Here is a 23,846-nt window from a genome sequence, read left to right on the forward strand (position 1 = left end):
CCGTGGCCCAACCCGCTCTGTTCACGCCGTTCCGCGTCCGCAACCTCGATCTCGCCAACCGCATCGTCATCGCGCCCATGTGCCAATACTCGGCCGAGGACGGGTGCATGAACGACTGGCACCTGATCCACCTCGGCCAGCTCGCCATCTCGGGGGCGGCGCTGCTGACCATCGAGGCGACGGCGGTGCTGCCGGAGGGCCGCATCAGCTGGGCGGATGTCGGGCTGTACGACGACGCGACCGAGGCCGCCATGGGCCGCACCCTCGCGGCCATCCGGCGCTGGTCCGACATCCCGATCGCCGTCCAACTCTCCCATGCCGGCCGCAAGGCCTCGACCGAGGTGCCGTGGCGCGGCGGCGGGCAGATCCCGGTGAGCGATCCGCACGGGTGGCAGACGAACGCGCCCTCGGCCGTGGCGTTCGCCGACGGACAGGCCGCGCCGACGGCGCTCGACCGGGAGGAGCTGAAGCGCGTGCGCGATGCCTTCTCCGCGGCCGCGGCGCGCGCCGCCCGGCTCGGCCTCGACGCGGTCCAGCTGCACGCCGCCCACGGCTATCTGCTGCACCAGTTCCTGTCGCCCCTCTCCAACCGGCGCGACGACGACTACGGCGGCTCGCTGGAGAACCGCATGCGCTTTCCGCTCGAGGTGTTCGATGCGGTGCGCGCCGCTGTCCCGGCCGAGCGCGCCGTCACCATGCGGGTCTCCGGCACGGACTGGGTCGACGGGGGCTGGGACATCGCGCAGACCATCGCTTTCGCCCGGGAGCTCGAGGCCCGCGGCTGCGACGCGATCCACGTCTCCAGCGGCGGCCTGCATCCGGCCCAGCGGATCCCGGTGGCGCCGAGCTATCAGGTGCCGCTGGCGCGGGCCGTCAAGGGCGCTGTGCAACTGCCTGTCGTCGCCGTCGGGCTCATCACCGGCTTCGAGCAGGCCGACGCGATCGTCGCCACGGGCGACGCCGACCTGATCGCGCTGGCCCGCGCCGTGCTCTACGACCCGCGCTGGCCCTGGCACGCCGCCGCGGCTCTCGGCGCCCGGGTGCGTGCGCCCAGCCAATACCTGCGCTCCGAGCCGCGGGCGCTCAAGGGGCTGTTCGAGGGCGAGTAGCAGCGCTGTACGGAGGATACGGCGGTTGACCACGGCAACGGTCCGGCGCCTTCAAGCCGACGGATGGCCGCGCCATGCTGGCCGGCCATTCGTCCGCTCAACGGTTCAGAAGCTCCGTGCCGGGAGCTGGAGCGTCGACACGTGTGCGCCGACGACGCGGTGAGGTCGGCGACCGCTCGCGCAGACCACGACATCGCCGCCCGGCATCGGCAACGTCGCGATGACTGGCCGCAGACGGACTGTTACCAAAAGACAGCATGAAGGAGCAATTCAACGAACACGGGCCCGCGACGTTCCATTGTGTTTCATTTCGTTTCGAAATGTTCGTTTACTTAGCATCTGGCCTCTTTTACGGCAGCCTCGCGCGGCGAGATACCTGATCTAGCTCGATCGAAGATCATCGGTTTTCCCCGCCGCGCAGTATGTCTGCAAAGGGGGGCAGAGATGGCAGTCGATCGCCTGGTAGGCACAGCCGGGACCTGGGAGCTTCTTCAGCGATCGCGCCTTCTCAAGGGCAGCATCAGCACGCTTACCCTCACCGCGGCCCTTGGCGGCGCGCTGCCGGCCGCCGTCGCGCAGGACCTGATTGGCGTTCGCGATCGTTTCGTCGACACCCCTGTGGGCGATCCCGGCCGGGGCGCGCGCAAGACCTTCTGGCCCTGGGAAGACGACACCGCCTCGACCCCGGGCAAGGCTGGTCCGGATCGGGACTACACGAACCGCGGCGCGATCGGGTCTGCGGCGACCGGCGGCTCGGCCGTTCAGATCGGCTCGACCGGTGGACACGGCGGCGACGGCGACAGCGGCGCGCGCGGCACCTTGCCACCGTCGAACGGCGGCGACGGCGGCAACGTCAAGTTCACGCAGGCCGGAACAATCGCGGCCGGAGCCTTGCCGAGCGTGCCACTGATCTGGTTGATCTCGCACGGCGGTTCCGGCGGCGTGCACGGCGGATCGTCCCGGGCCGGCGACGGCGGTGCAGCGGGCGCGGCGTCGTTCGTTCACAGCTCGGGGACCATCGCGGCGAACGCTCCGCAGGAGACGGGAACCGCCCTCGTGTGGGTCCAGTCGGCGGGGGGCGCCGGCGCTGACGGCCTGACGCGAACCCAGGCCACCGAGGGGACATCCTATTCGTACCTCGTCGCCACGGCAGGCGCCGGAGGCGCCGGCGGGAATGCGTCTGCGACGGTCAACTCCGCGATCGCCGCGCAGGGCAAGAACCTCGTCGCCCTCCGCGTCAGCTCCACGGGCGGCGCCTCCGGCGCCAACGGCGCGGACAGGAGCAGCGGGCGGGCCATCGCGCGCGGCGGCGATGGCGGCACGGCCGGGGTCACGATCGGGCGGGCGGGGAAAGTGTCGACGGTCGGCGACCACTCCGCGGCCATCGTCGCCGAGGCCCGCGGCGGCAGCGGCGGCAAGGCCGGCGTCGCCAACGACGTGCGCGGCACCGACGGCGGCGGCTTCCTGGACACGCCACAGAACCCCTCGGTCCGCGTGACCAACGACGGTGAGATATCGACCAACGGATCGCAGGCGAGCGCGGTCCTCGCCCAGTCGGTCGGGGGCGATGGCGGCGCCGGAAACTCGACCGGCGCGACGGGCGCCGCCAGTCATGGTGGCGACGGCGGCAATGGTGGGGCGGTCGTCGTCGAGCAGCGCGGCAAGATCTCGACGCTCTACGACTATTCCTACGGCATCGTCGCCCAGTCGGTCGGTGGCAGCGGCGGCAGGGGCGGCAATGGCGGCGTCTGGGGCGCCGATGGCGGGCGCGCCGGCAAGGGCGGGAGCGTCCTGGTGACCAACACCGGGACGATCGAGACCGAGTGGGAGGGATCGACCGCGATCGTGGCCCAGAGCATCGGCGGCGGCAAGGCGCTGGATGCATTCCACGCCAAACTGCCGACGCCCTCGGGCGGAAGCGGCGGAGGCGGAGGGGGAGCCGGGGGCAGCGGCGGCTTCCTGTTCTTCGGGTCGGGCGGCCAAGGCGGCGGGGGTGGCGACGGCGGGCTCGTCGAGGTCCGCAACGGCGGCACCATCACGACGATGCAGCCGTTCGCCTACGGCATCCTGGCGCAGAGCATCGGTGGCGGCGGCGGTGACGGGGGCGTAGCACGCAGCTTCGGCAGCTTCGGCAGTGTCGCTCTCGGTGGTGGCGGCGGCGGCGGCGGCCACGGCGGAGCTGTCAAGGTGAATGGGGCCGTCACGGCGCCCGACGGCGCGCCGGCTCCCAGCATCACCACATTCGGCAGCGACGCGATCGCCATTTTCGCCCAGAGCGTGGGCGGATCGGGCGGCGTCGGCGGCAGCGCGTCCGCCAATTCCGCAGGCCTGGTCGCGTCGGTGTCCGTCGCGATCGGCGGCAGCGGCGGCAAGGGGGGCGACGGCGGCAAGGTCGATGTCGGCAACACGTCTGTGCTGACGACCGAGGGGTCCGACGCGATCGGCATCTTCGCGCAGAGCGTCGGCGGCGGCGGCGGCCGGGCCGGCAATTCCAGCGCCTATGCGCTGGCGGTCGCGCCGCCCGACTATCCCGCCTTTTCCGTCACGACGACCATCGGCGGCAGCGGCGGCGACGGCGGCTCCGGTGACGCCGTGACGGTGGTCAACGGTGCGGCAATCACGACGAGGGGCACGAGCGCCTTCGGCATCCAGGCGCAGAGCGTGGGCGGCGGCGGCGGTGCCGCCGGCAGCGCGGTGAGCACCTCCGACATGATCGGCCTGCAGTCGAACACGGCGGTGCCGGTCGCCATCGGCGGCACCGGCGGCGGCGGCGGCAATGGCGGCGATGTCTCGGTCACCAACCGCGCCGTCATCACCACTGGCGGGCAGTTCGCTTTCGGCATCGCGGCGGCGAGCATCGGCGGTGGCGGCGGCTCCGGTGGCGCCATTCAGACATCCGCCAAGGTGGGCTTGTCGTGGGATTCGTCGGTGGGAGAGTCCGTCAACGACCTCATCGGCATCCTGCCGACGGCGGATTCCGTCGCCGCCGCCATCGGTGTCGGCGGCAAAGGCGGCAAAGGCGGCAAAGGCGGCGCCGTCGAGGTCGTCAACGAGAAGACCATCCACACCAAGGCTACCAACGCGACCGCCATCTTCGCGCAGAGCATCGGCGGCGGCGGGGGCCTTGGCGGCGGCTTCATCGGCAGCAATGACGTCACGGCCAAGGTAGAGGTCAATGTCGGCGCGCGCGGCGGCGACGGGGGCGCCGGCGGCAGCGTGACCGTGAAGAACCTCGCCGGAGCGCTGATCGAGACGGATCAGGCGGGCTCTCATGGCATCTACGCCCAGAGCGTCGGCGGCGGCGGCGGCGTCGGCGGCGGCTTCACGGGCAAGCAGAAGAGCTTCTCGGGCGACGATATGAAAAGCGCCTTCCAGATCGTGAAGGAATTGCTCGACGTCGACAAGATGTTCGTCAACAAGACGACCGCCGACCTGAAGGACGAAGCCAAGAAAAAGCAAGTCACAGAGTGGCGGAAGGTGTTCTTCACCGAAAACGCCGGGCTTCAAGAGCTCCTGTCGGGAATCAAGACCGGCACGAAGCTGCTCGAGACGATGATGGACGACGACAAGAGCATTGAGGAACGCCTCGCCCGCTCCGCGTTCGTCTATGGCCTGGCCGTGATCCAGGGCAAGTACAAGAAACAGATCAACGACTGGAAGACGAGCGTCGAGACGAAGCGACCCGTATCGATCCCCAGTGCCTCCGTCGACGTAAGCATCGGCGGCAAGGGCGGCAAGGGCGGCAGCGGCGGCGACGTCTGGGGCGAGAACGCCGGCACGATCAAGACCAAAGGCGAGAGCTCGTTCGGCATGTTCGTTCAGTCGGTCGGCGGCGGCGGCGGCGCCGGAGGCGCTGCCTATGCGTCCGGCGACAACGCCATGAACCTGAAGATAACGATCGGGGGCGGCGGCAACGACGCCGGTGTCGGCGGCAATGTGACGGCGATCAACTACGGCAGCATCGAGACCGGCGGCGCGCTGGCCTACGGCATCCTCGCGCAGAGCGTCGGCGGCGGCGGCGGGATCGGCGGCGCGTCGTCGAACGGTGACACCCTCTCGATCTCCGCCAACCTCACCATCGGCGGCAGCTCAGGAACGAGTTCGAAGGGCGGTATCGTCTCCGTCGAGAATACCCACTCCATTCTCACCAAGGGCGAAGAGGCGCACGCCATCGTGGCGCAAAGCATCGGCGGCGGTGGCGGCGTCGTCTACGTCCACCAGGCCGATCCCAACAAGAAGGCCGAGTTCTACGAGCCGCCGACGCCGGAGAACAAGGAGGCCGCGGCCGAACTGGCGGCGATCCTGAAACGGCTCGGCCTCGACCTCATCTCGTCCGGGGACGCGTTCTACAACAAGGATGCGACCTTGCTGCCCAAGGCGGCGCTGAACGTCAACATCGGCGGCGACGGTGGGGCGGGTGGCGATGGCGGCAGCGTCAACGTTCTTCACAGGGGGGCCATTACGACGGAAGGCGCGGCATCCTTCGGCATCTTCGCCCAGTCTCTCGGCGGCGGCGGCGGGCTTGGCGGCAGCAGCGGCGGCAACGGCCTGGGGCAACTGGGCTTCGCGCTGGGCGGCGCCGGCGGCTCTGCCGGCGGCGGCGGAACCGTAACCGTCAACCTCGGCAACGAGGCATCGATCGACACCAAGGGCGATCGCTCCATGGCGATCCTTGCTCAATCGGTCGGCGGCGGCGGCGGGTATGGCGGCAAGGGCGAGATCGCGCTGATGACCGGGCCGCTGTTCAGGCCGATCCGCGACGGCGGCTCGAGCGGCAACGGCAGCCTGGTCACCGTCCGGATGGATCCGGACGATCCGGGCGCGCGGATGAAGATCACCACCCGAGGCGTCGGCGCGCACGGCATCTTCGCTCAGAGCCTCGGCGGCGGCGGCGGCCTCGTTCTCAACGACAAGGGTATCGGGCTGGTGACGGATCCGACGAACATCGAGGGGCGCACGCGCGCCGTCGGCAGCGGCGGGGCGATTGCCATCGATACCGCCGGCACGATCGACACCAAGGGCAAGGACTCCTTCGGCATCTTCGCCCAGAGCGGTGTGCAGGCGGCCGACGCAACGCTCGACATGGCGCGGATCGGCGGCGATATCACCATCAAGCACTCCGGCACCATCACCGGCGGGTCGGGCAACGGTGCCGCCATTCGCGTCGACGGCGGCGCCAACAATACGATCACGATTGCCGAGAGCTCCACGATCTCGGCGCGATCGGGGACGGCGATCAGCGCGACCTTCGGGAGCGACACGGTCAACAACTACGGCACCATCATCGGCGACGTGAAGCTCGGCAGCGACGTCCTCGCGGGACAGCGCCCGGGCGAGGTCAACCAGTTCGTGAACATGCCATCCGGGACCTTCCGCTCGGGGGCCGGGGGCTCTGCCGTCGTGCTCGCCGCGCACGGCGGCGCAGCCGGGTCTTTCGTCAACCACGGCGCCGTCGATCCGGGAGGCGTCGGGGTCGTCGGCACCGCCGACATCTACGGCCACCTGAGCAACGAGGCCGGCGGCCGCCTGCTCGTCGACGTCTCGGCCCTGCCAAATGCGCAAGGCCGGACCGCGGACTGGGTCTACGTCACCGGGGATGTGGACTTCAAGGCAGGATCGCAGCTGCATCTCAACCCGGTGGTCTGGCTGCACCCCGGGACGTACACGTTCCTGACGGCGAGCGGCTCGATCAGCGGAACCCCGGCGGTAACCGACGTTCCCCAGGTCGCGGTACCGGTCTCCTGGCAGATCACGACGGGCCCGACCGGTGCGGTCAATGCCATGTCCGTCAAGCCGCAGGCCGACTTCGCGCACCCGACGGGGGTCACGCTGACGACCGATCAGCTGTCGATGGCAAGTCAGCTCCAGAACGGATGGGACGCCGGGTCGCAAGCCATGGCGACCCAGTTCGAGAAATACCTCGGCATCGCCTCCGGGATGGCCTATGCCGCGGCCCTCGACGAAGGCAACCACGAGTCCGTCGGCTACACGGCCGCCGTCAAAGTCGCCAATAGTCGCGCCAGCCTCAAGGCGGCTCTCAGCTGCCCGGCGTTCGAGGGGGCGAGCATGCTGATTCAGGAGGGCGAGTGCGTATGGGGCCGCGTCGGGGGGGCGCTCACCCGCATGGGCACGACCGCCGACGAAGGCGGCTTCAGGCAGGACGTCGTCACCTACCGCGTCGGCGGCCAGAAGGAGCTCATGCCCGGCTGGTTCATCGGTGGCTCGCTTGGCTATGGCCAGGGCAACACCAAGGATCATGACGGCCTCACCGGCTTCAGCAGCGATCAATACGACGGCTCGATCGCCCTCAAGCACCAGGTCGGCCCCTGGCTGTTCGCGCTGTCCGGAACGATCGGCAACGCCTTCGAGAACAACGTCCGCTCCCTCTCGATCGGCAGCTACACCGGCCAGGCGATGAGCAAGGCCCGGGTCTTCACTGCTGGAGCGCGCTTTCGCACGGCCTATGAACTGGCATTCGCCGATTGGTACGTGCGCCCCTACGTCGATCTCGATGCCCTGCACGTCCGCACGCCCTTCATGGCCGAGCACGGGGCCGGAGCCTTCAACCTGAACATCTACGGCGAGAAGCAGACGGTCTTCTCCGTGAGCCCGCACGTGGAGATCGGCGGCCGTATCAACCTGGCCAACGGCTATTGGCTCAGGCCCTACGGCTCGGCGGGCTTCACCTGGCTTTCCGACAACGCCTTCGTCAGCCAGGCCTCGTTCCAGGGGCGCCGACGACGTTGGGCGCCTTCTCCGCCGCTGCGCGCATCCCCGACAAGCTGCTCGACCTGAGCCTCGGCCTGCAGATCTCATCGGGAATGGGCTTCGAGTTCACCGCCGAATACCAGTCGCAGCTCGGCAAGGACTACACGTCCCAAGGAGGATCGGCCCGCGTGTCGTGGCGCTTCTAGAGCATGATCCCAGAAAGTGGACCCGGTTTTTGGATAAGATCATGCTCAAAACAAAGACTTAGAGCAGGCCGATGATTCGAAGATAAATCATTCCGCCCTAGATATCGGCGCTAAGGAAGATTGTCTGCCCGAGGCTGGGGAGGGAAGCTGTGGTTGGCAGACCTGTAGCCTCCTTCCCGGAGCCCCGGATGGACGCTCACGCGCGTGCCCGAACGACGCCTCATAGTCGCATGCTCATCATTGAGGGCCTTCACGGCGGCTCGACGGTGATCGCAGTCGCTCGGGCGATGGGAATCGACCCTCGCACTGCCCGCGAATGGCAGGATCGGCTCGCGGCCGAGGGCGGGTGTCTCGGCGGGCTTACGCCTCGGCGGCGCTCTGCCGCGCCAGCCCGTCGTACCAGGCCAGGAACGTCGCAATCGTCTGCCGGTCCTCGGGCGTCGCGGCGGCGGCGGCTCGGGCTGCACTGGCGAGCGCGTCCACATCAGTCGTGTCGCGGATCGCCTCCTGGTTGACCGTGAAGCCGAGCTCGCTGACGTCCTTGACATAGGAGCGCAGCAGCACCGGGATCGCCTCCGGGTGCGCGGCGAGCGTCTCGGCCAGCCATCGGCGCTGATCGGCCGGCGCGAGCCGCTGCCATTCGCGCAGCCAGGTCAAGCGCCCCGGTCGATCGGCGAGCATGGCGCGCCAATCGCGCTCGGCCTCCGCCTCGAGGCGGGTGGCCAGGCTGTCCCGGATGGTGGCCCAGTCGGCCTCGTCGAGCGGCGCGGCCTGCAGGCCGGGGTTCCCTTCGCTACGGCGCCTGCGCTGGCCGGCGGCCCGATCCAGCTCGTCAGCGAAGGCGAGCGCCAGCTCGACCGGCGCGAGCTGTTCGACGGCGAGCCTCAGCACGTCCTCGGCATCCGTGCCGGCGACGGCTTCGCTCTGGTCGGCGGCGTGGAGCGCGAGGTGGGCCAAGAGGTGCGCCAGCCTGGGCCCCTCGACGGCACCGTCCGCGTCAAGACGCTCGGCGCTGCGGATCAGCAAGGTCGCCAGTGCGATCGTTTGCGGCAGATCGAGCTGCGCCACCTGCCTCAGCAGCAGGTCGATGAGCTCGCGCGGGTTGCGCTCCACCAGCTCCCGCAGCAGCCTGTCCCGCGGCGCACGCGGCGTGGCCGCGGCGAGCAGGCGCGCCACCTCGCCATCGCCGATCTGGTTCGCCGGCACCGCCAGCGTCAGGTAGCGATCGAAATAGCGCGTCAGCCCGATGCCCTGCGGGCGCGGCCTGCGGGGCCAGAACAGGCGCTCGAGCAGGCGGCGGCCATCGGCGATCTCGTCCTCGCTGGCACCTGCCATGGCGCTCCTGATGCGGGCGTCGAGGTCGTCGACGGACTTCATCCGGGTGTGGGCCCGCAGCCTGTCCGCCGTCGCGTCGAAGACCGGGTGGTCGCCCCAATCACCGAGCGTGAACAGCTCCTTGTTGTCGCGCACCATGGCGTGAAGATCGGGGTAGAGGATACGCAGAGCCTCCGCCGCGAGCTGATCGAGCACGTCGACCTCGCCCCGCATCATCGCCAGGCTGAAGCGCAGCGCATTGCCGTAGCGAATGGCCTGCCGCGGCGTCGCCAGCCGGCGGGCCAGGCAGTCGCGCACCAGCTCGCGGAACGTCTGCCAGCCGTCGTCGGCGAGGTCGAGCCCGGCCTCGGCGCAGGCCAGGCGCGCCTGCTGCTCGACGAACGCCAGCAGCCGCTCGCGCGGCACGGCCGGCAGGGTGAACGGATATTGGACGATCTTCTCCAGGAACTGTCGGCCTCCGTCGCCGCCACCGTATTTTTCGCCGACGGCGCGGCCGACCATCTCGTCGTCGAAGGCCAGCAGGTAGATGACATTGGGGAAGCTGCCAGCGAGCCGGACGATCTTCAGCATGAGCAGGATCTCGTCGCGGTCGAGGCGATCGAGGTCGTCGATGAGCACGACGATCTTGCGTGGCGCCGTCTTCATCATCGCCCGCACCTCATCGCGGCTCTTGTCGACGCCTTGCTCCGTGAGCTCCTTGCCGATCTGCTCCGCCAGCTTGGAGGCCCCGGTGCCCACCACCGGGATCAGCCCGAAGACGCCGCTGTACCGCTTGAGCCGATCGCCGATGCTCCGGCCGAGCCCATCCTGCGATTTCGTCATCGCCAGGCTCAGGCTGGCGAAGAACCCCTGCAGCAGGCTCTCGGTGTCCTTGAACAGCCAGGGGTTGAACTCGACGAGCACGGCCACGTCCGCATAGGAGTGCCTGAGCTCGCTCTTGATGAAGTTGAGCACCGAGCTCTGGCCCGAGCCCCACTTGCCGTAGATGCCGATGACCGGGCTGCCCTCCCGCGCATCGAACCGGGCCACTGTATCGGCCAACCGCTTGCTGAACGTCCAGCGGTTGAAGGCGTCGTGCTCCTGCGCCGTGACCGGGTTGTCGAGCTGCTGATGATGGGTCATTGGCGGTGCCCCCTCCGAGCAAGCGGTAGGGTAGCGCATCCCGCTCGTCCTCCGCGCTCCCTATATTGTATGGGTGCGGTGGCCGGCCGCGGCCTCGCCGCAGAGGCGGAAGCGTGTCCGTCGGCACGCCGACGTCCGGACGCGGTGCGCTCACGAAAGGTGGATCACGGTGGTGTGGCTGCCGAAGGCCTTGTGACCGGTCGACCACGTCAATATCTGCCGCAATAGGCAGCGGCCTCTTCGCCGACGGCCTGTCGCGCCTCGACATCGCCTGACCTGGATGACGATATGAGTACCTACCCCTTCCTCCGATCCATCGTTGCCGTACGAGCCTCGATCCCGGATGACGCCTTCACCGCCGAGACCCTCGGCACGCGCCGGGAAGGCAGCGGCGTCGTCATTCGCGACGATGGGCTGGTGCTCACCATCGGCTACCTCATCACCGAGGCCGAGGAGGTCTGGCTGACGACGAGCGGCGGCAAGGTGGTGCCGGCGCATGCGCTGGCTTTCGACCAGGAGACCGGCTTCGGGCTGGTCCAGGCGCTCGGCCCGCTCGGCCTGCCGAGCCTGGCATTCGGCGACGCCGCAGCCGCCAGGCCGGGCGACGCCGTCGTCATTGCCGACGGGCTGGGCCGGGCCGTGCAGGCGAACATCGTGGCCAGGCAGGAGTTTGCCGGCTATTGGGAATACGTGCTGGACGATGCCATCTTCACGGCGCCCGCCCATCCGTCCTGGGGCGGAGCCGCGCTCGTCGGCGCCAACGGCAAGCTGCTGGGCATCGGCTCGCTGCGGCTGCAGATGAGCCAGGATGGCGAGGTCGTCGATATCAACATGGCCGTGCCGATCGACCTGTTGCCGCCGATCCTGGACGATCTGCTCACGCGCGGCCGGGTCAACAAGCCGCCGCGCCCCTGGCTCGGCGCCTTCGCCGCCGAGAGCAACGGCAAGATCGTGGTCATGAGCGTGACCGAAGGCGGCCCTGCCGCCGAAGCCGGCCTGCGCGAGGGCGACGTCATCTCGGACATCCGGGACCGGGAGGTCGAAGGCCTCGCCGACTTCTACCGCAAGGTGTGGGCGATCGGCCCTGCCGGCGCCGAGGTCCCCATGCGGGTGGTGCGCGAGGGCCGTGAGACCTGGCTCCGGGTCAAATCGGCCGACCGGACGGCTTTCTTCAGGAAGCCGCATCTGCAGTGAACCCGAGGGTCTAAGCAACTCGGCCTGACGAGGCGGACGGACCATGACCGATCGAGACGCACGGTTCGGGTTCGCGGCGGCTGACGACGCACCCATCCCGTACCTGCAAAGGGCCCGCGACTATTACCAGGCGCTCGGCTACGGCGCTCCGTACCAATGGGCGCACTACGCCCACGTGCCATTCACGCCGCTCGCCAGGCCGCTGGCCGCCTGCCGGGTCGCCCTGATCACCACCGCGGCGCCCTATCAACCCGACAAGGGCGACCAGGGCCCCGGGGCGCCCTACAACGCGGCGGCGAAGTTCTACACGGTCTATTCAGGCGACGCCTCGGCCGATCACGATCTGCGCATTTCCCACGTGGCCATCGACCGCGACCACACGACGGCGGAGGACTGCGGCAGCTACTTCCCGCTGGCGGCCCTGCGCCGGGCGGCCGCGCGCGGGCGGATCGGCGAGCTGGCGCCGCGCTTCCACGGCCTGCCGACCAACCGCAGCCACGCCACCACGCTCGACGTCGACTGTCCGGACATCGTCGCGCGCTGCCTGGCCGATGCGGTCGACGCGGCGATCCTCGTGCCCAACTGTCCCGTCTGCCACCAGAGCGTCAGCCTCGCCGCGCGCCAGCTGGAGGCCGCCGGCATTGCTACCGTGGTGATGGGCTGCGCCAAGGACATCGTGGAATACGTGGGCGTGCCGCGCCTGCTGTTCTCGGACTTCCCGCTGGGCAATGCCGCCGGCCGGCCGAAGGACGCCGCGTCCCAGGCGGCCACGCTCGACCTCGCGCTCGCCCTGCTGGAGCGGGCGCCGGCCGCGCGCACCACGGTCCAGTCACCGCAGGTGTGGAGCCAGAACATCGACTGGAAGCGCGACTACCAGAACGCCGCCCGCCTGTCGCCGGAGGAGATCGCACGGCGGCGGGCCGATTTCGACCGGCAGAAGGCGGTGGCCAAGGACCTGCGGCAGGACCTGCCCCGCCTCATGCCGGGATTGCCTGCCGCCTGAACCGCGCTGCGGCCGGGGCGGCAGCCGGCCTGCCGCCATGTGCCGACGCCGCTCCCAAGGAGCCTGGGCCAATTGCCCAGGCCTTCGACGCGAGGCGCGCCTTGCCATTCGGCCGGATTGGCGCCACATGAATCCGGGCAATAAGGGGTATCCAAAAGCTGCCCTTCGACCAGAGGATACGGAGGTTCGCATGGCTCTCTCGCTCAACGACACGGCCCCCGATTTCGAGGCGGAGACCACCGAGGGCAAGATCCGCTTCCATGACTGGATCGGCAACAGCTGGGCCGTGCTGTTCTCCCACCCCAAGGACTTCACGCCGGTGTGCACCACCGAGCTGGGCTACATGGCCAAGATCAAGCCGGAGTTCGACCGGCGCGGCGTGAAGATCATCGGCCTCTCCGTCGATCCGCTCGACCGCCATGCCGGCTGGGTGAGCGACATCGAGGAGACGCAGGGCCATGCCCCGAACTACCCGATGATCGCCGACGTCGATTACAACGTCTCCAAGCTCTACGGCATGCTGCCGGCGCCGGTGTCGGGCGACCCCACCAAGCGCACCCCGGCCGACAATCAGACCGTTCGCAACGTGTTCGTCATCGGGCCGGACAAGAAGGTCAAGCTGATCCTCGTGTACCCGATGACAACCGGCCGCAACTTCGACGAGGTGCTGCGCGTCATCGACTCGCTGCAGCTCACCGCCAAGCACAAGGTGGCGACACCGGTGAACTGGAAGGCCGGCGAGGACGTCATCATCGCGGGCTCGGTGTCGGACGAGGACGCCAGGAAGCAGTATCCGCAGGGCTGGCAGGCGCCCAAGCCCTACATCCGGATCGTGCCGCAGCCGCGCGGATAGGCGGCGGAGGCCGGCGCGCCGGCACTCGGGGCCGAGAGGTGGAGGCATGATCTTCCGCCAGCTCTTCGATCAGGCGTCGGGCACCTACTCGTACCTGCTGGCGAGCCGGCGCGGCGGCGAAGCCCTGATCATCGATCCCGTCATCGAGAAGGTCGACCGCTACCTCCAGCTGGTACGCGAGCTCGACCTCAAGCTGGTCAAGGCGGTGGACACCCACCTGCACGCCGATCATATCACCGGCCTCGGCGCGCTCCGCGACAGGACCCACTGCATCACCGTGATGGGCGAGCAGACCAAGGCCGACGTGGTCTCCATGCGGCTTGCGGACGGCGACAGCCTGACCATCGAAGGGCTGGCCCTCGATGCGATCTACACGCCCGGCCACACCGACGATTCCTACAGCTTCGTCATGGCCGACCGCGTCTTCACCGGGGACACGCTGCTCATCCGCGGCACCGGGCGGACCGACTTCCAGAACGGCGATCCACGGCAGCAGTACGAGTCGATCTTCGGCCGCCTGCTCAAACTGCCGAACGAGACACTGGTCTTTCCCGCGCACGACTATAAGGGCGACACCGTCTCCACCATCGGCGAGGAAAAGGCCTACAATCCGCGCCTGCAGGTGAAGTCCGCCGACGAATACGTCGAGCTGATGAACAACCTCAAGCTCGCCAATCCCAAGATGATGGATGTCGCCGTGCCGGCCAACATGAAGGTCGGGCTGCACCAGGAGGAGGTGGCGCGGCGCGGCTGGGCGGTCATGGCGCAGCAGGCGCAGGCGCTCGTAGGACAGCCCGACATTGCGCTGATCGACCTGCGCGAGCGCGCCGAGCGGGAGCGGCACGGCGTCATCCCCGGCGCGCTGCATGTGCCCTACCCGGCGCTGCAGGAAGACCTCGCCGCCGGCGGCATGCTGCACGAGCTCGCCCGCTCGACCGGCAAGCGGCTGCTGTTCTACTGCGCCTTCGGCGAGCGCTCGGCCATGGCGGTGCAGGCGGCGCAGGACGCGGGCCTCGTGTCGTCCTGCCACCTGCAAGGGGCATCGACGCCTGGAAGAAGGCGAACGGACCGCTGGAGCATTGAGGGGGCTGACGCCCCCTACTCCGCCTCGATGATGTCCCCGAACAGCTGCCAGCTCTTGCCGTCGAAGCGCTGCATCTGCATGGCCCGGATCGGCGCGTACTGCCCAGGGCCGGTCTTGACGCGGATGCCCGGCAGCACCATCGACGGCTGAAAGTCCAGGCTCAGCGCCTGCTTCATCACGTTGGCCCGGGTCAGGTCGTCGCCAGCCTGCTTCAACACCTGCACCATCGTCTCGGAGAAGTTGTAGGAGAGCGCATTGAGCACGTCGGTCCTGTCGCCCTCGGGGTAATAGGTCTGCATCCAGTCGAGCCAGGCGCGGTAGCCCGGATCGCCGGCCCACTTGGGATCCGTGGGATCCTTGTAGTAGGTGGCGCTGACCACGCCGGCAGCGTTGTCGAGCCCCGCCGGCTTCAGCACCGCCCCCACCGAGCTCACGCCGACGTTGAGGATGTGCACCGGCTTCCAGCCCATGTCGGCGGCCTTGCGGATGGCCTGGGCGGCGAACTTGGGAGTCGAGGCGTGGAAGAACACGTCGGCGCCGCTCGCCTTCAGCGCCACCATCTGCGAGTCGATGGTCGGGTCGGAGAGCTGATAGGCCGCCTCGCCCACGATCATTGTCTTCGCCTTGTCGCCGAGGCCCTCCTTCAGCCCCTCCACGTAGTCCTTGCCGAGATCGTCGGCCTGGTAGAGCACGGCGATCCTGGCATTTGGATAGTTTTTGAGGATGTAGTTGGCGTAGATCCGCGCCTCGATGTTGAAGTTGGGCTGGAACGCCATCGTCCATGGGAAAGTCTTGGGGTCGGTGAATTTACGGCCGCCGGCGCCGATGAAGAGCTGCGGCACCTTGGCGTTGTTCAGATACTTCTGCACCGCCGTGTTGGTGGCGGTGCCGAGCGAGTTGAACATCACCAGCACGCCGTCCTGCTCCACCAGCCGCCGCGTCTGCTCCACCGTCTTGGGCGGGCTGAAGCCGTCGTCGAGCGTGATGAAGCTGATCTTGCGGCCGTTGACGCCACCCTTGGCGTTGACCATGGCGAAGTACGCCGCATCGGCGCGGCCGAGCGTGCCGTAGGCCGATGCCGGCCCGCTGTAGGCCATGGTGTTGCCGAGCTTGATCTCTGTTGCGCTGGCGCCGGTGTCGTAGGTGGCCTGCGCCCGCGCAGGGCCAATCGAGCTCAGGGCAGCCAGCAGCAGCCCGGCCAGTAATCCGGTTCGCATCGACACGTGCATCCTCCCGTCGGTCCCCGCTCTCGTGGATGGAGCGGGCTCCCGTGGAACGAAGTGTCGGCCATACCGGCGCCGATGCCAACCTCCACCCTTCCGCAGTGGTCATGATCGCCAGCGCCCCGCCCGGACGCCGCCCAGCTGCAAATGCAAGTGACAATGAGTTGCATCTACATTACCGTGACCGCGCTGCGGTGCTGGTCGGCTGGAGGGGTGATGCGAGGACGAGGTTTCTTGAGAGCGGCGCTGATTTCCGGCGCGATGCTGGACGGAGCAGAAGCATCGGAGCCGAAGGTCGCGGCCGCGGGCCGCAGTGGCGCCGTGGCGGACGCCGAGCCGCCGCCAGAGGCGATCGATACCGAGCACATCTTCGGCTTCACGGAGGGCACCGATATCGGCGAGCCCGGCGAGACGGAGGTCGAATCGGAGACCACCGGGCGCTTCGGCAAACGCGGCGGCCGGTTCCGGGCGATCGACAGCGGGCTGGCGCTCAAGGTGCCGCTGAGCAGCCAGTTGCGGGTGGCGCCCGCCGTGTCGTTCTCCCGCTACGATATCCAGGGCGTGCCGGGGCTATCGGACCTCCGTGCCGGCCACATCGACGGCGCGTCGCTGGAAACGCGTTTGCGCCTCCTCGACCGCGCCACCGCCCCGTTCGGGCTGACGCTCAGCCTGGCCCCCGGCTTCGGCGGCGTCGACGGCGCATCAGGACGCCGCGCCAGGAGCTACGGTGCCGACTTCGGCGTGTTCCTCGACCGCGAGATCATCCCCGGCAAGCTGGTGGCGGCGCTCAACCTCACCTACGACATGGGCAGCACGCGCCTGCACGCGCTGGAGCCGACGACGCGCGGCTCCGGCACCGACATCTCGGCCGCGCTGGCCTACCAGCCGGTGCCCGGCGTCTTCGTCGGGGCGGAAGCGCGCTATCTGCGCGCGTACGAGGGCCTGGGGCTCGACCGCTTCGCCGGACAGGCCCTCTACGTCGGGCCGACGCTCTACGCCTCCCTCCCCGCGGGCGCATGGGTGTCGGTGGCCTGGAGCGCCCAGGTCGCCGGCGGCGAGGCCGGCACGGCCGAGCGGCTCGACCTCACCAGCTTCGATCGCCACCAGGTGCGGCTGCGCATCGGCGGCCATTTCTGATGGCTGGGCGTCGCCAGCCGCCGGGCCGGATGGCGACAAGCGCTCACGCCTCTTCTCGATCGAAATCGTCTTGCGGCGGCGGGGGCCGCAGCTTCAGCCACGGGGCCAACCGACCCTCGAGGTCGTAGGCCTCCCGCGGCGAAACGCGACCGGTCTCCGCCAGGTCGTGCACGCGCTCACCCAGCCCGCCCGCTGCGGCCTCGCGCTGCTCAGCGGAGAGCTCTCCCATCCACGCTGGATCGTCTGTATCGTAGGCATCCAAAGCCCGCGGCCCCCGCTGCAAGAAGAGCTTCGACGAGACGTGCAGGCCCGCCGGACGTTGCTCCAACCGGCGGACATCTCGAAACAGCGCGACTCGTCCCGCGACGCGCTCATCGAAGTCGGCTTTAGCCATGGCGTGCAACTCGTCGGGCGTGTAGGTGCGCCATCCATGCGCACGGAGAATTTGCTCGAGTCGCCACCGGCATTGATTTGCCCTTCGCGCGCTGAACGAACGCGGACGTTCAGGGCCATGTTTATAGTCGAGGTAGATCTCACCTTTGTCTCGAAGTCCGGCGACCATAGCGGCTATGCTGCCAAGGCTGTGAAAAGCGGTCGCTTCCCGGTCGCCAACTTTGAACCAATCGAGGCGTGCGAGGCATCCGAACGCCACATAGGCGAAGACATCGTCCTTAAGTGCGGCGACGAACTCCTGGTCCGCCGCGAGCGAGAGCTCGAGCTCGGACGCATCTTCCGCGGTGGGGCGGTATGTGGGCTGCTCAGTCCTGTCATGGAACACGACGTCATCGCCTCGAATATCCAGATCGCCATACGTCCAAAGCCGAGGGGCGTCGCCGCGCCGCCGGAACCCAAAACAATTCTTGACCTCGCCACGTCGCCCATTAGGCAACCGCACATTGCGCGCAGAGCCAAAATCCCACTTGCCCAACCAGTGCCATATCAGCGTCGCTGGCCCGTGCTTGGTCCGCCAGACCTGCAGCTCCTCAAAACGCTGTCTGCCGTCCCCCTCCGGGGTCGGAACCCACCGTCCAGGACGCTCGGTTCCAATTGGCACAACGGGCAGGGTATGGACATAGAAGTACTTATCCCAAACTCTGTCTCTGAATCGCCGCCACGACGAAACGACGCGCGCTCTCATGATGCGCGGACGATCGAATATCGACGTGCGGCCGAGACGCATCCACCTTGGATACGGGTATATTCTACTCATAGCGACTTCCGTAGTCCCACTGTCGCCCGCCGGGCGGTTGCTTTCACTCAACCAGCTATCTGGTCCACACGATTGCGGTGAACGTTCACCGCCGCCGCAGGTGGCACACCTTCACCCTCCCGCCGCGGCCGTCGGCACGCCAGGTGCAGCCGGCGTTGCGCGGCGTGCGATCGTAGAGGTGAATGACGGCGCGGCGGTTCTTGTTGTAGGTCTGGTGCGAGAAATCATGGCCGCCGACGTAGACGTTGCGGCCGAAGCGCACCTCGGCCTGGGCAGGCATGGCGGCAACGATGCAGCCGAGAACGGCCGCAAGGGCGATCGGTCCGGCCCGGCCGGGCATCCTGGGCTTCATCGGTGCTTCCTCTCTGTCGGCGCAGCATCCGGAGGTTGAATGTCCGCTTTCCGGTGCGGGCGCAAGCCGGCAGCCCACGCGCCCGCGTTCTGCGGGCGTCGATCGGTCGGCCGGCGCACGCTTGACGTGCGGCAGCGGCCACCGCCTTGATGGCAGCTGCCATCGGAGCCAGCCTCGTCATGCGTCACCTCCTGCGCTGCCCCCGTCGCCGCGGTGCCGCTCTCGCCATCGTCGCGGTCCTGGCGCTCGCCGCCCCGGTCCGCGCGGCGGAGACGACGCCGCCACAGACGTCCGCCGTACCGGTGCCGGACGGGCAGATCGACAAGGCCATCGGCCAGCTCGATGGGCTGGCTGCCGAGCTGATGGCAAGGACCGGCATTCCCGGCCTGGCGGTGGCCGTGGTCCGCGACGGGCGCACCGTCTATGCCAAGGGCTTCGGCGTGCGCAAAGCGGGTGAGCCGGCGGCGGTCGATGCCGATACGGTGTTCCAGATCGCGTCGCTGTCGAAGGCCATCACCGGCACCATCGTTGCCCGGGAGGCGGGCGCCGGCCGCGTGGCCTGGGACACGCCGGTCACGCAATACCTGCCCTGGTTCCGCCTGAAGGATCCGTGGGTCACCGCCCACCTCACCGTCGGCGATCTCCTGAGCCACCGCTCTGGCTTGCCCGACCACGCCGGCGATGCGCTGGAGGATCTGGGCTTCGGCCAGCGGCAGGTGCTGGAGCGGCTGCGGCTGCTGCCGTTGACGCCCTTCCGCATCAGCTACGCCTACACCAATTTCGGCTTCACCGCGGGCGCCGAGGCCGTGGCTGCCGCCGCCAAGACCGACTGGCCGACGCTCGCCGAAACCTCCCTCTACGAGCCGCTCGGCATGAGCTCGACCAGCTCGCGCTTCGCCGACTTCGAGACGCGACCGAACCGGGCGATGGGCCATGTGCGGGTCGGCGACGGCTGGCAGGCCAAGTACCAGCGCCGCCCGGACGCGCAGACGCCCGCCGGCGGCGTCAGCTCCTCGGTCAACGACTTGGCGCGCTGGATGGCGATGCTGCTGGCGAACGGCACCTTCGAGGGCCGTGAGATCATCCCGACCAAGGCGCTGCTGCCCGCCGTCACGGCGCAGGTGATCTCATCGCATTCCTTGGCCGCCGACGCCCGTCCGGGGCTCTACGGCTTCGGCTTCAACGTCGGCACGTCGCCGGCCGGACGCGTGGTGGTCAGCCATTCCGGCGGCTTCGCCATGGGCGCCGGCACGCACGTTGCGCTGATCCCCTCGCTCGGCGTCGGCATCGTGGTGCTCACCAACGCCCAGCCCATCGGCGTTGCCGAGGCCCTGGCCGCGGACTTCGCCGATCTGGTGCAGGTCGGCCGGATCGAGCGCGACTGGTTCACCGCCTATCAGCCGCGGATGCAACCGCTCTATGCCCCCGTGGGCAGTGTCGTGGGCAAGCCGCGGCCGGGCAATCCGGCGCTGGCCGCGGCTTCGGCCAGGTATGTGGGCGCCTACGCCAGCAGCTACTACGGCCCGGCGCAGGTCGTGGCACGCGGCGACGGCCTGGTGCTGAAGCTCGGGCCGGCCGGCACGGAATACCCGCTGAGCCATTGGGACGGCAACGCGTTCACCTTCGTGCCGTCCAGCGAGAACCAGCCCGACGGCTCGGTGGCGCTGGCCACCTTCAAGGACGGCGGCCGCGCCGGCTTCCGCTCGCTGACGATCGATTATCTGGACGAGAACGGTCTCGGCACTTTCGCGCGGAAATGACGCTGCGCGGTGAAGACGCGTGGTGCACGTTCGTCCACGGTTCTCACGGGATGGCCGACAGCAGGATGAACACGGCGAAGATCACCAGGTGGATGGCGCCCTGCAGCACGGTCGTGCGTCCGGTCCCGAGGGTCAGCGTGCTGACGAAGAGGGTCAGCATCAGCAGGGCGACGTTCTCGGGGATGAGACCCAGCGTGAGCTTCGACGCCATTAGCCACGAGACGACGGCGACCGCGGGGATGGTCAGCCCGATGCTGGCGATGGCCGACCCGAGCGCCAGATTGATGCTGTTCTGCAGCCGGTTGAGCAGCGCCGCCCGGACCGAGGCGATGCCTTCCGGCAGCAGCACCACCGCGGCAATCACCACGCCGACGAAGGCCTGCGGCAGGCCGGCCGAGGTGATGGCCGCGTCGAGCGGGTACGACAGCAGCTTGGCCAGCAGCACCACGGCGGTCAGCGAGACCAGCAGCAGCGCGGCGCTGACGGCCGTCACACCCGCCGTCGGCTTGATCACGTCGGGATCGTCGACGGCGTCGGACTCGGCATCGAGGAAGTAGTCGCGGTGCCGGATGGTCTGGACGAAGACGAACACGACATAGAGGGCGAGTGATACCGCGGCGACGAACAGCAGCTGGGTCAGGGAGAACTCGGGGCCGGGCGTCGCCAGCGTGAAGTTCGGCAGCACCATCACCATCGTCGCCAGCGTGCCCAGCACGCCAAGCGCGGCGGAGGCGCCATGCAGCTGGAACGACTGCTCGTAATGGCGCCGGGCGCCGAGGACGAGGCACAGGCCGACGACCCCGTTCAGCACGATCATGACGGCCGAGAATACCGTATCGCGCGCCACCTGATCGGAGCCGGCGGCCCCCGACACCATGATCGAGACGATCAGCGCCACCTCGATGACGGTGACGGCGATCGCCAGCAGGATCGAGCCGAACGGCTCACCGAGCTTCAGCGCCAGCACCTCGGCATGGTGGACCGCCGCGAACACCGCCCCGCCGAGCAAGATGGCGGCGACGGTCAGCGCCAGCCCCGACGTCACGTCGATGACGCCGGCGTATTTCGCGGCGAGGAGAGCGCTTGCAGCAACCGGCGCAACCCAAGACCAGGCCGGGTTGGAGGCATGCGTTTGGTGCGGCATCGGTCCTCGCTCTCGTCGTTGCCGGCCTTATGCCGTCGGCACCCCATCCAGGCAACAGCGGAGGCGTCGCAGTTGGATGGCGGCCGGCAAGCCAGCCGTTATCCGGGCACACCTGGCGCGAACACGTTCACAAACGCTCACAAACTCGGCTGAAAACACCCAAGTTGAGCCAGATTTCCGCCTCAAACCAAACGACATACGGACAGCAGCACATCAGGAGGCTGCTCGTTGTCCCTGCTTGCGATCCGCTCCGTTCGCGCCGCCACCGGCCATCGGTCATTCCGCGGCCGTGCCAGGGCCAAATTCAGCAGCTCCTCTTGCGGGAGGCCTTGCACAGGTCAGAGGTCCGGCGATTGAAGCCAGCTCATATCCTGGTGGTGGAGGACGACCGCGAGATCCGCACGCTCGTCGCACGCTACCTGGGCGACAACGACTACCACGTGACGACCGCCTCCAACGGCAAGGACCTCGACAGGCTCGCGGCCGGCGCCCCGCCGGACCTGATCATCATGGACATCAACCTGCCCGGCGAAGACGGCCTGAGCATTTGCCGCCGCCTGCGCTCGCATTCCGACGTGCCGATCATCATGCTGACGGCGAAGGGCGAAGACATCGACCGCATCATCGGCCTGGAAATGGGCGCCGACGACTATGTGACCAAGCCGTTCAACCCTCGCGAGCTGCTGGCGCGCATCCGCGCCGTGCTGCGGCGGCGGCTGGACCACCCGGCGACGCCCGTGTCCAACGTGCGCATCTTCGCCGGCTGGCGGCTCGACCTCGCGGCCCGCCATCTCACCAGCCCGCAGGGTGTCAGAACCCCGGTGACCGGGGCCGAGTTCGACCTGCTGCAAGCGCTGTGCGAGCAGCCCGGCCGCGTGCTGTCGCGCGAGCGGCTTCTGGAACTTACCCAGGGACGCGCCATCGAAGCCTACGAGCGTAGCATCGACGTGCTCATCAGCCGGCTGCGCCGCAAGATCGAAGCCAACCCGCGCGACCCGGACTTCATCAAGACCATTCGGTCCGGCGGCTATCTGTTCACGCCGACCGTCGAGCGGCCATGAGGCTCACGCTCGGCTGGCCCAAGCGCATCGGCGGCCAGATCGCCCTGCTGCTGGTGGCCGCCATCATCGTTTTCCACGTGTCCGTCGCGATGTTGCTCTGGATCACGGCCTCGCGCCGGGAGATGCGCATGCCGCCGGAGGTCGCGGCCGTCGCCACGGCCGCCCAGCTCATCGATGCGGCCCCGCCGCAGGAGCGCGCGGCCATGATCGCGGCCGTCAACGCTCGGAACGGCCTCTACAGCATCACCAAGCCAGAGGCTCCGCCGGCGCAAGAGGCCGAAGGGGCGCCGCCGCACCAGCGCGCGCTGCGTGAGATGCTCGGCCCCGGCTTCAAGGTGACGGCGATGGCGCCGCCGCCCGGCCAACGGCCGCCCCGCCCGCCGCAGTTCGCCATCACCCTTCGGGACGGCAGCGCCATCACCGTCACGACTGCCGGCGCTCCCGACGGGCCGCCCAACCGGCCGTGGTCCGGCGCCGTCATCGGCACGCTGATGTTCCTGGCGATCAATCTCGCATTTCTGTCCCTCTGGGCCTGGCGCCTGCTGGCGCAGCCGCTGCGCCGCTTCGCCGACGCGGCGGAGAGCTTCTCGATCAACGGCGATCAGCCGCCGCTGCCCGAACGCGGCCCCCTGGAGATCCGCAGCGCCGCCCGCGCCCTCAACAAGATGCAGGATCGCATCCGCACCATGGTGAATGAGCGCACGCGCATGCTGGCCGCCGTGAGCCATGACCTGCGCACGCCCATCACCCGGCTGCGCCTCCGGCTCGAGTTCATCGCCGAGCAGGACGTGCGCGACGCCATGGAGCGCGACCTGACGCAGATGGACGCCATGGTCCACGCGGCGCTGTCTTACCTGCGCGAGGGGCGTTCGCCGGCGCGCACCCGGGTCGACATCTCCAATCTGATCGAAACCGTTACCGACCAGTTCGCCGATATGGGCTACACGGTCGGCTTCGGCGGGCCCGGCCAGGTCGTGGCCGTCGCCGATCCGGACGCGCTGCACCGGGCCGTCACCAACCTGGTCCAGAATGCCGTCCGCTTCGCCGATCACACGCGCGTGGATCTCGTGGCCGACGGCACCCGGGTCACCATCGCGGTCGTCGACGACGGGCCGGGCATCGCCGCCGACGAGGTGGAGCGGCTGATGGAGCCGTTCGCGCGCGGCGACGAGGCCAGATCGCAGGACGAGCCCACCGGCTTCGGCCTGGGCCTGCCCATCGCCAAAGCGATCGCCGAAAGCCACGGCGGCACGCTGACCCTGCTCGCCCGCCGGCCGCGCGGGCTCGAGGCGCGCTTGATGATTCCGCAATGCTGAACGCGCACGCGGTGCGGTCAATGCGGTCG

15 protein-coding genes and 2 pseudogenes are annotated in these 23,846 nt (G+C 68.9%); 12 read left to right on the forward strand and 5 right to left on the reverse strand.

Annotation, left to right across the window (positions count from 1 at the left end):
• Positions 1 to 2 precede the first annotated feature (2 nt).
• The 4 genes and pseudogenes from ACZ5PO_RS33260 to ACZ5PO_RS33275 form a co-directional block, all read left to right on the forward strand.
• The gene (locus ACZ5PO_RS33260; RefSeq protein ID WP_464186955.1) at positions 3 to 1,109 is read left to right on the forward strand and encodes an NADH:flavin oxidoreductase/NADH oxidase; all 1,107 of its coding nucleotides are present in this window, start codon (positions 3 to 5) and stop codon (positions 1,107 to 1,109) included.
• Between the two features lie 444 nt (positions 1,110 to 1,553).
• A complete protein-coding gene (locus ACZ5PO_RS33265) occupies positions 1,554 to 7,904 on the forward strand; it encodes a hypothetical protein (protein WP_464186956.1) in 6,351 nt (2,116 codons plus the stop codon).
• The gene (locus ACZ5PO_RS33270) at positions 7,853 to 8,023 is read left to right on the forward strand and encodes a hypothetical protein (protein WP_464186958.1); all 171 of its coding nucleotides are present in this window, start codon (positions 7,853 to 7,855) and stop codon (positions 8,021 to 8,023) included. The genes ACZ5PO_RS33265 and ACZ5PO_RS33270 overlap by 52 nt, the downstream gene beginning before the upstream one ends.
• 287 nt (positions 8,024 to 8,310) lie before the next feature.
• Positions 8,311 to 8,373, forward strand: a pseudogene (locus ACZ5PO_RS33275) (hypothetical protein); the annotation flags it as partial.
• Between the two features lie 10 nt (positions 8,374 to 8,383).
• On the opposite strand, the gene ACZ5PO_RS33280 reads toward ACZ5PO_RS33275, so the two are convergent.
• Positions 8,384 to 10,480, reverse strand: coding sequence for a P-loop NTPase fold protein (locus ACZ5PO_RS33280; protein ID WP_464186959.1), 2,097 nt, complete (start codon positions 10,478 to 10,480; stop codon positions 8,384 to 8,386).
• A 288-nt stretch (positions 10,481 to 10,768) separates the two neighbouring features.
• Here ACZ5PO_RS33280 and ACZ5PO_RS33285 point away from each other — a divergent pair, with 288 nt between their 5' ends.
• The 4 genes and pseudogenes from ACZ5PO_RS33285 to ACZ5PO_RS33300 all read left to right on the forward strand — a co-directional run bounded on the left by ACZ5PO_RS33285 (position 10,769) and on the right by ACZ5PO_RS33300 (position 14,613).
• Positions 10,769 to 11,674, forward strand: a complete 906-nt coding sequence (locus ACZ5PO_RS33285; protein WP_464186960.1) for a S1C family serine protease — start codon at positions 10,769 to 10,771, stop codon at positions 11,672 to 11,674.
• Positions 11,675 to 11,717: 43 nt separating this feature from the next.
• Positions 11,718 to 12,677, forward strand: a complete 960-nt coding sequence (locus tag ACZ5PO_RS33290; protein WP_464186962.1) for a glycine reductase — start codon at positions 11,718 to 11,720, stop codon at positions 12,675 to 12,677.
• 190 nt (positions 12,678 to 12,867) lie between these two features.
• Positions 12,868 to 13,530 (forward strand): peroxiredoxin, encoded by a 663-nt coding sequence (locus ACZ5PO_RS33295; RefSeq protein ID WP_464186963.1) that lies wholly within the window; start codon positions 12,868 to 12,870, stop codon positions 13,528 to 13,530.
• 46 nt (positions 13,531 to 13,576) lie between these two features.
• A pseudogene (locus ACZ5PO_RS33300) lies at positions 13,577 to 14,613 on the forward strand (MBL fold metallo-hydrolase).
• 15 nt (positions 14,614 to 14,628) lie between these two features.
• Here the strand turns inward: ACZ5PO_RS33300 and ACZ5PO_RS33305 are convergent.
• Positions 14,629 to 15,837, reverse strand: a complete 1,209-nt coding sequence (locus ACZ5PO_RS33305) for an ABC transporter substrate-binding protein (RefSeq protein WP_464186965.1) — start codon at positions 15,835 to 15,837, stop codon at positions 14,629 to 14,631.
• 234 nt (positions 15,838 to 16,071) lie between these two features.
• On the opposite strand from ACZ5PO_RS33305, the gene ACZ5PO_RS33310 reads away from it, so the two are divergent.
• A complete protein-coding gene (locus tag ACZ5PO_RS33310; protein WP_464186966.1) occupies positions 16,072 to 16,974 on the forward strand; it encodes a hypothetical protein in 903 nt (300 codons plus the stop codon).
• A gap of 43 nt (positions 16,975 to 17,017) precedes the next feature.
• Here ACZ5PO_RS33310 and ACZ5PO_RS33315 read toward each other — a convergent pair whose 3' ends face one another.
• Together ACZ5PO_RS33315 and ACZ5PO_RS33320 are read right to left on the reverse strand one after the other, a co-directional pair.
• Complete coding sequence (locus ACZ5PO_RS33315; RefSeq protein WP_464186967.1) at positions 17,018 to 17,902, reverse strand: hypothetical protein; 885 nt, start codon at positions 17,900 to 17,902, stop codon at positions 17,018 to 17,020.
• A gap of 367 nt (positions 17,903 to 18,269) precedes the next feature.
• Positions 18,270 to 18,536, reverse strand: a complete 267-nt coding sequence (locus ACZ5PO_RS33320; RefSeq protein ID WP_464186968.1) for a hypothetical protein — start codon at positions 18,534 to 18,536, stop codon at positions 18,270 to 18,272.
• Between the two features lie 179 nt (positions 18,537 to 18,715).
• On the opposite strand from ACZ5PO_RS33320, the gene ACZ5PO_RS33325 reads away from it, so the two are divergent.
• Positions 18,716 to 20,296 carry a serine hydrolase gene (locus ACZ5PO_RS33325; protein ID WP_464186970.1) on the forward strand — a complete coding sequence of 527 codons (1,581 nt, stop codon included), beginning with the start codon at positions 18,716 to 18,718 and terminating at the stop codon, positions 20,294 to 20,296.
• A gap of 43 nt (positions 20,297 to 20,339) precedes the next feature.
• Here the strand turns inward: ACZ5PO_RS33325 and ACZ5PO_RS33330 are convergent, their stop codons facing one another.
• Positions 20,340 to 21,440 carry a calcium:cation antiporter gene (locus tag ACZ5PO_RS33330; RefSeq protein WP_464186972.1) on the reverse strand — a complete coding sequence of 367 codons (1,101 nt, stop codon included), beginning with the start codon at positions 21,438 to 21,440 and terminating at the stop codon, positions 20,340 to 20,342.
• 353 nt (positions 21,441 to 21,793) lie between these two features.
• On the opposite strand from ACZ5PO_RS33330, the gene ACZ5PO_RS33335 reads away from it, so the two are divergent.
• A complete protein-coding gene (locus ACZ5PO_RS33335; protein ID WP_464186973.1) occupies positions 21,794 to 22,501 on the forward strand; it encodes a response regulator in 708 nt (235 codons plus the stop codon).
• On the forward strand, positions 22,498 to 23,817 hold the full coding sequence (locus ACZ5PO_RS33340; protein ID WP_464186975.1) for an ATP-binding protein: 1,320 nt from the start codon (positions 22,498 to 22,500) through the stop codon (positions 23,815 to 23,817). Before ACZ5PO_RS33335 ends, ACZ5PO_RS33340 begins: the two co-directional genes overlap by 4 nt.
• Positions 23,818 to 23,846: the final 29 nt, after the last annotated feature.

Source organism: Chelatococcus sp. KU-N122 (genome assembly GCF_055391085.1).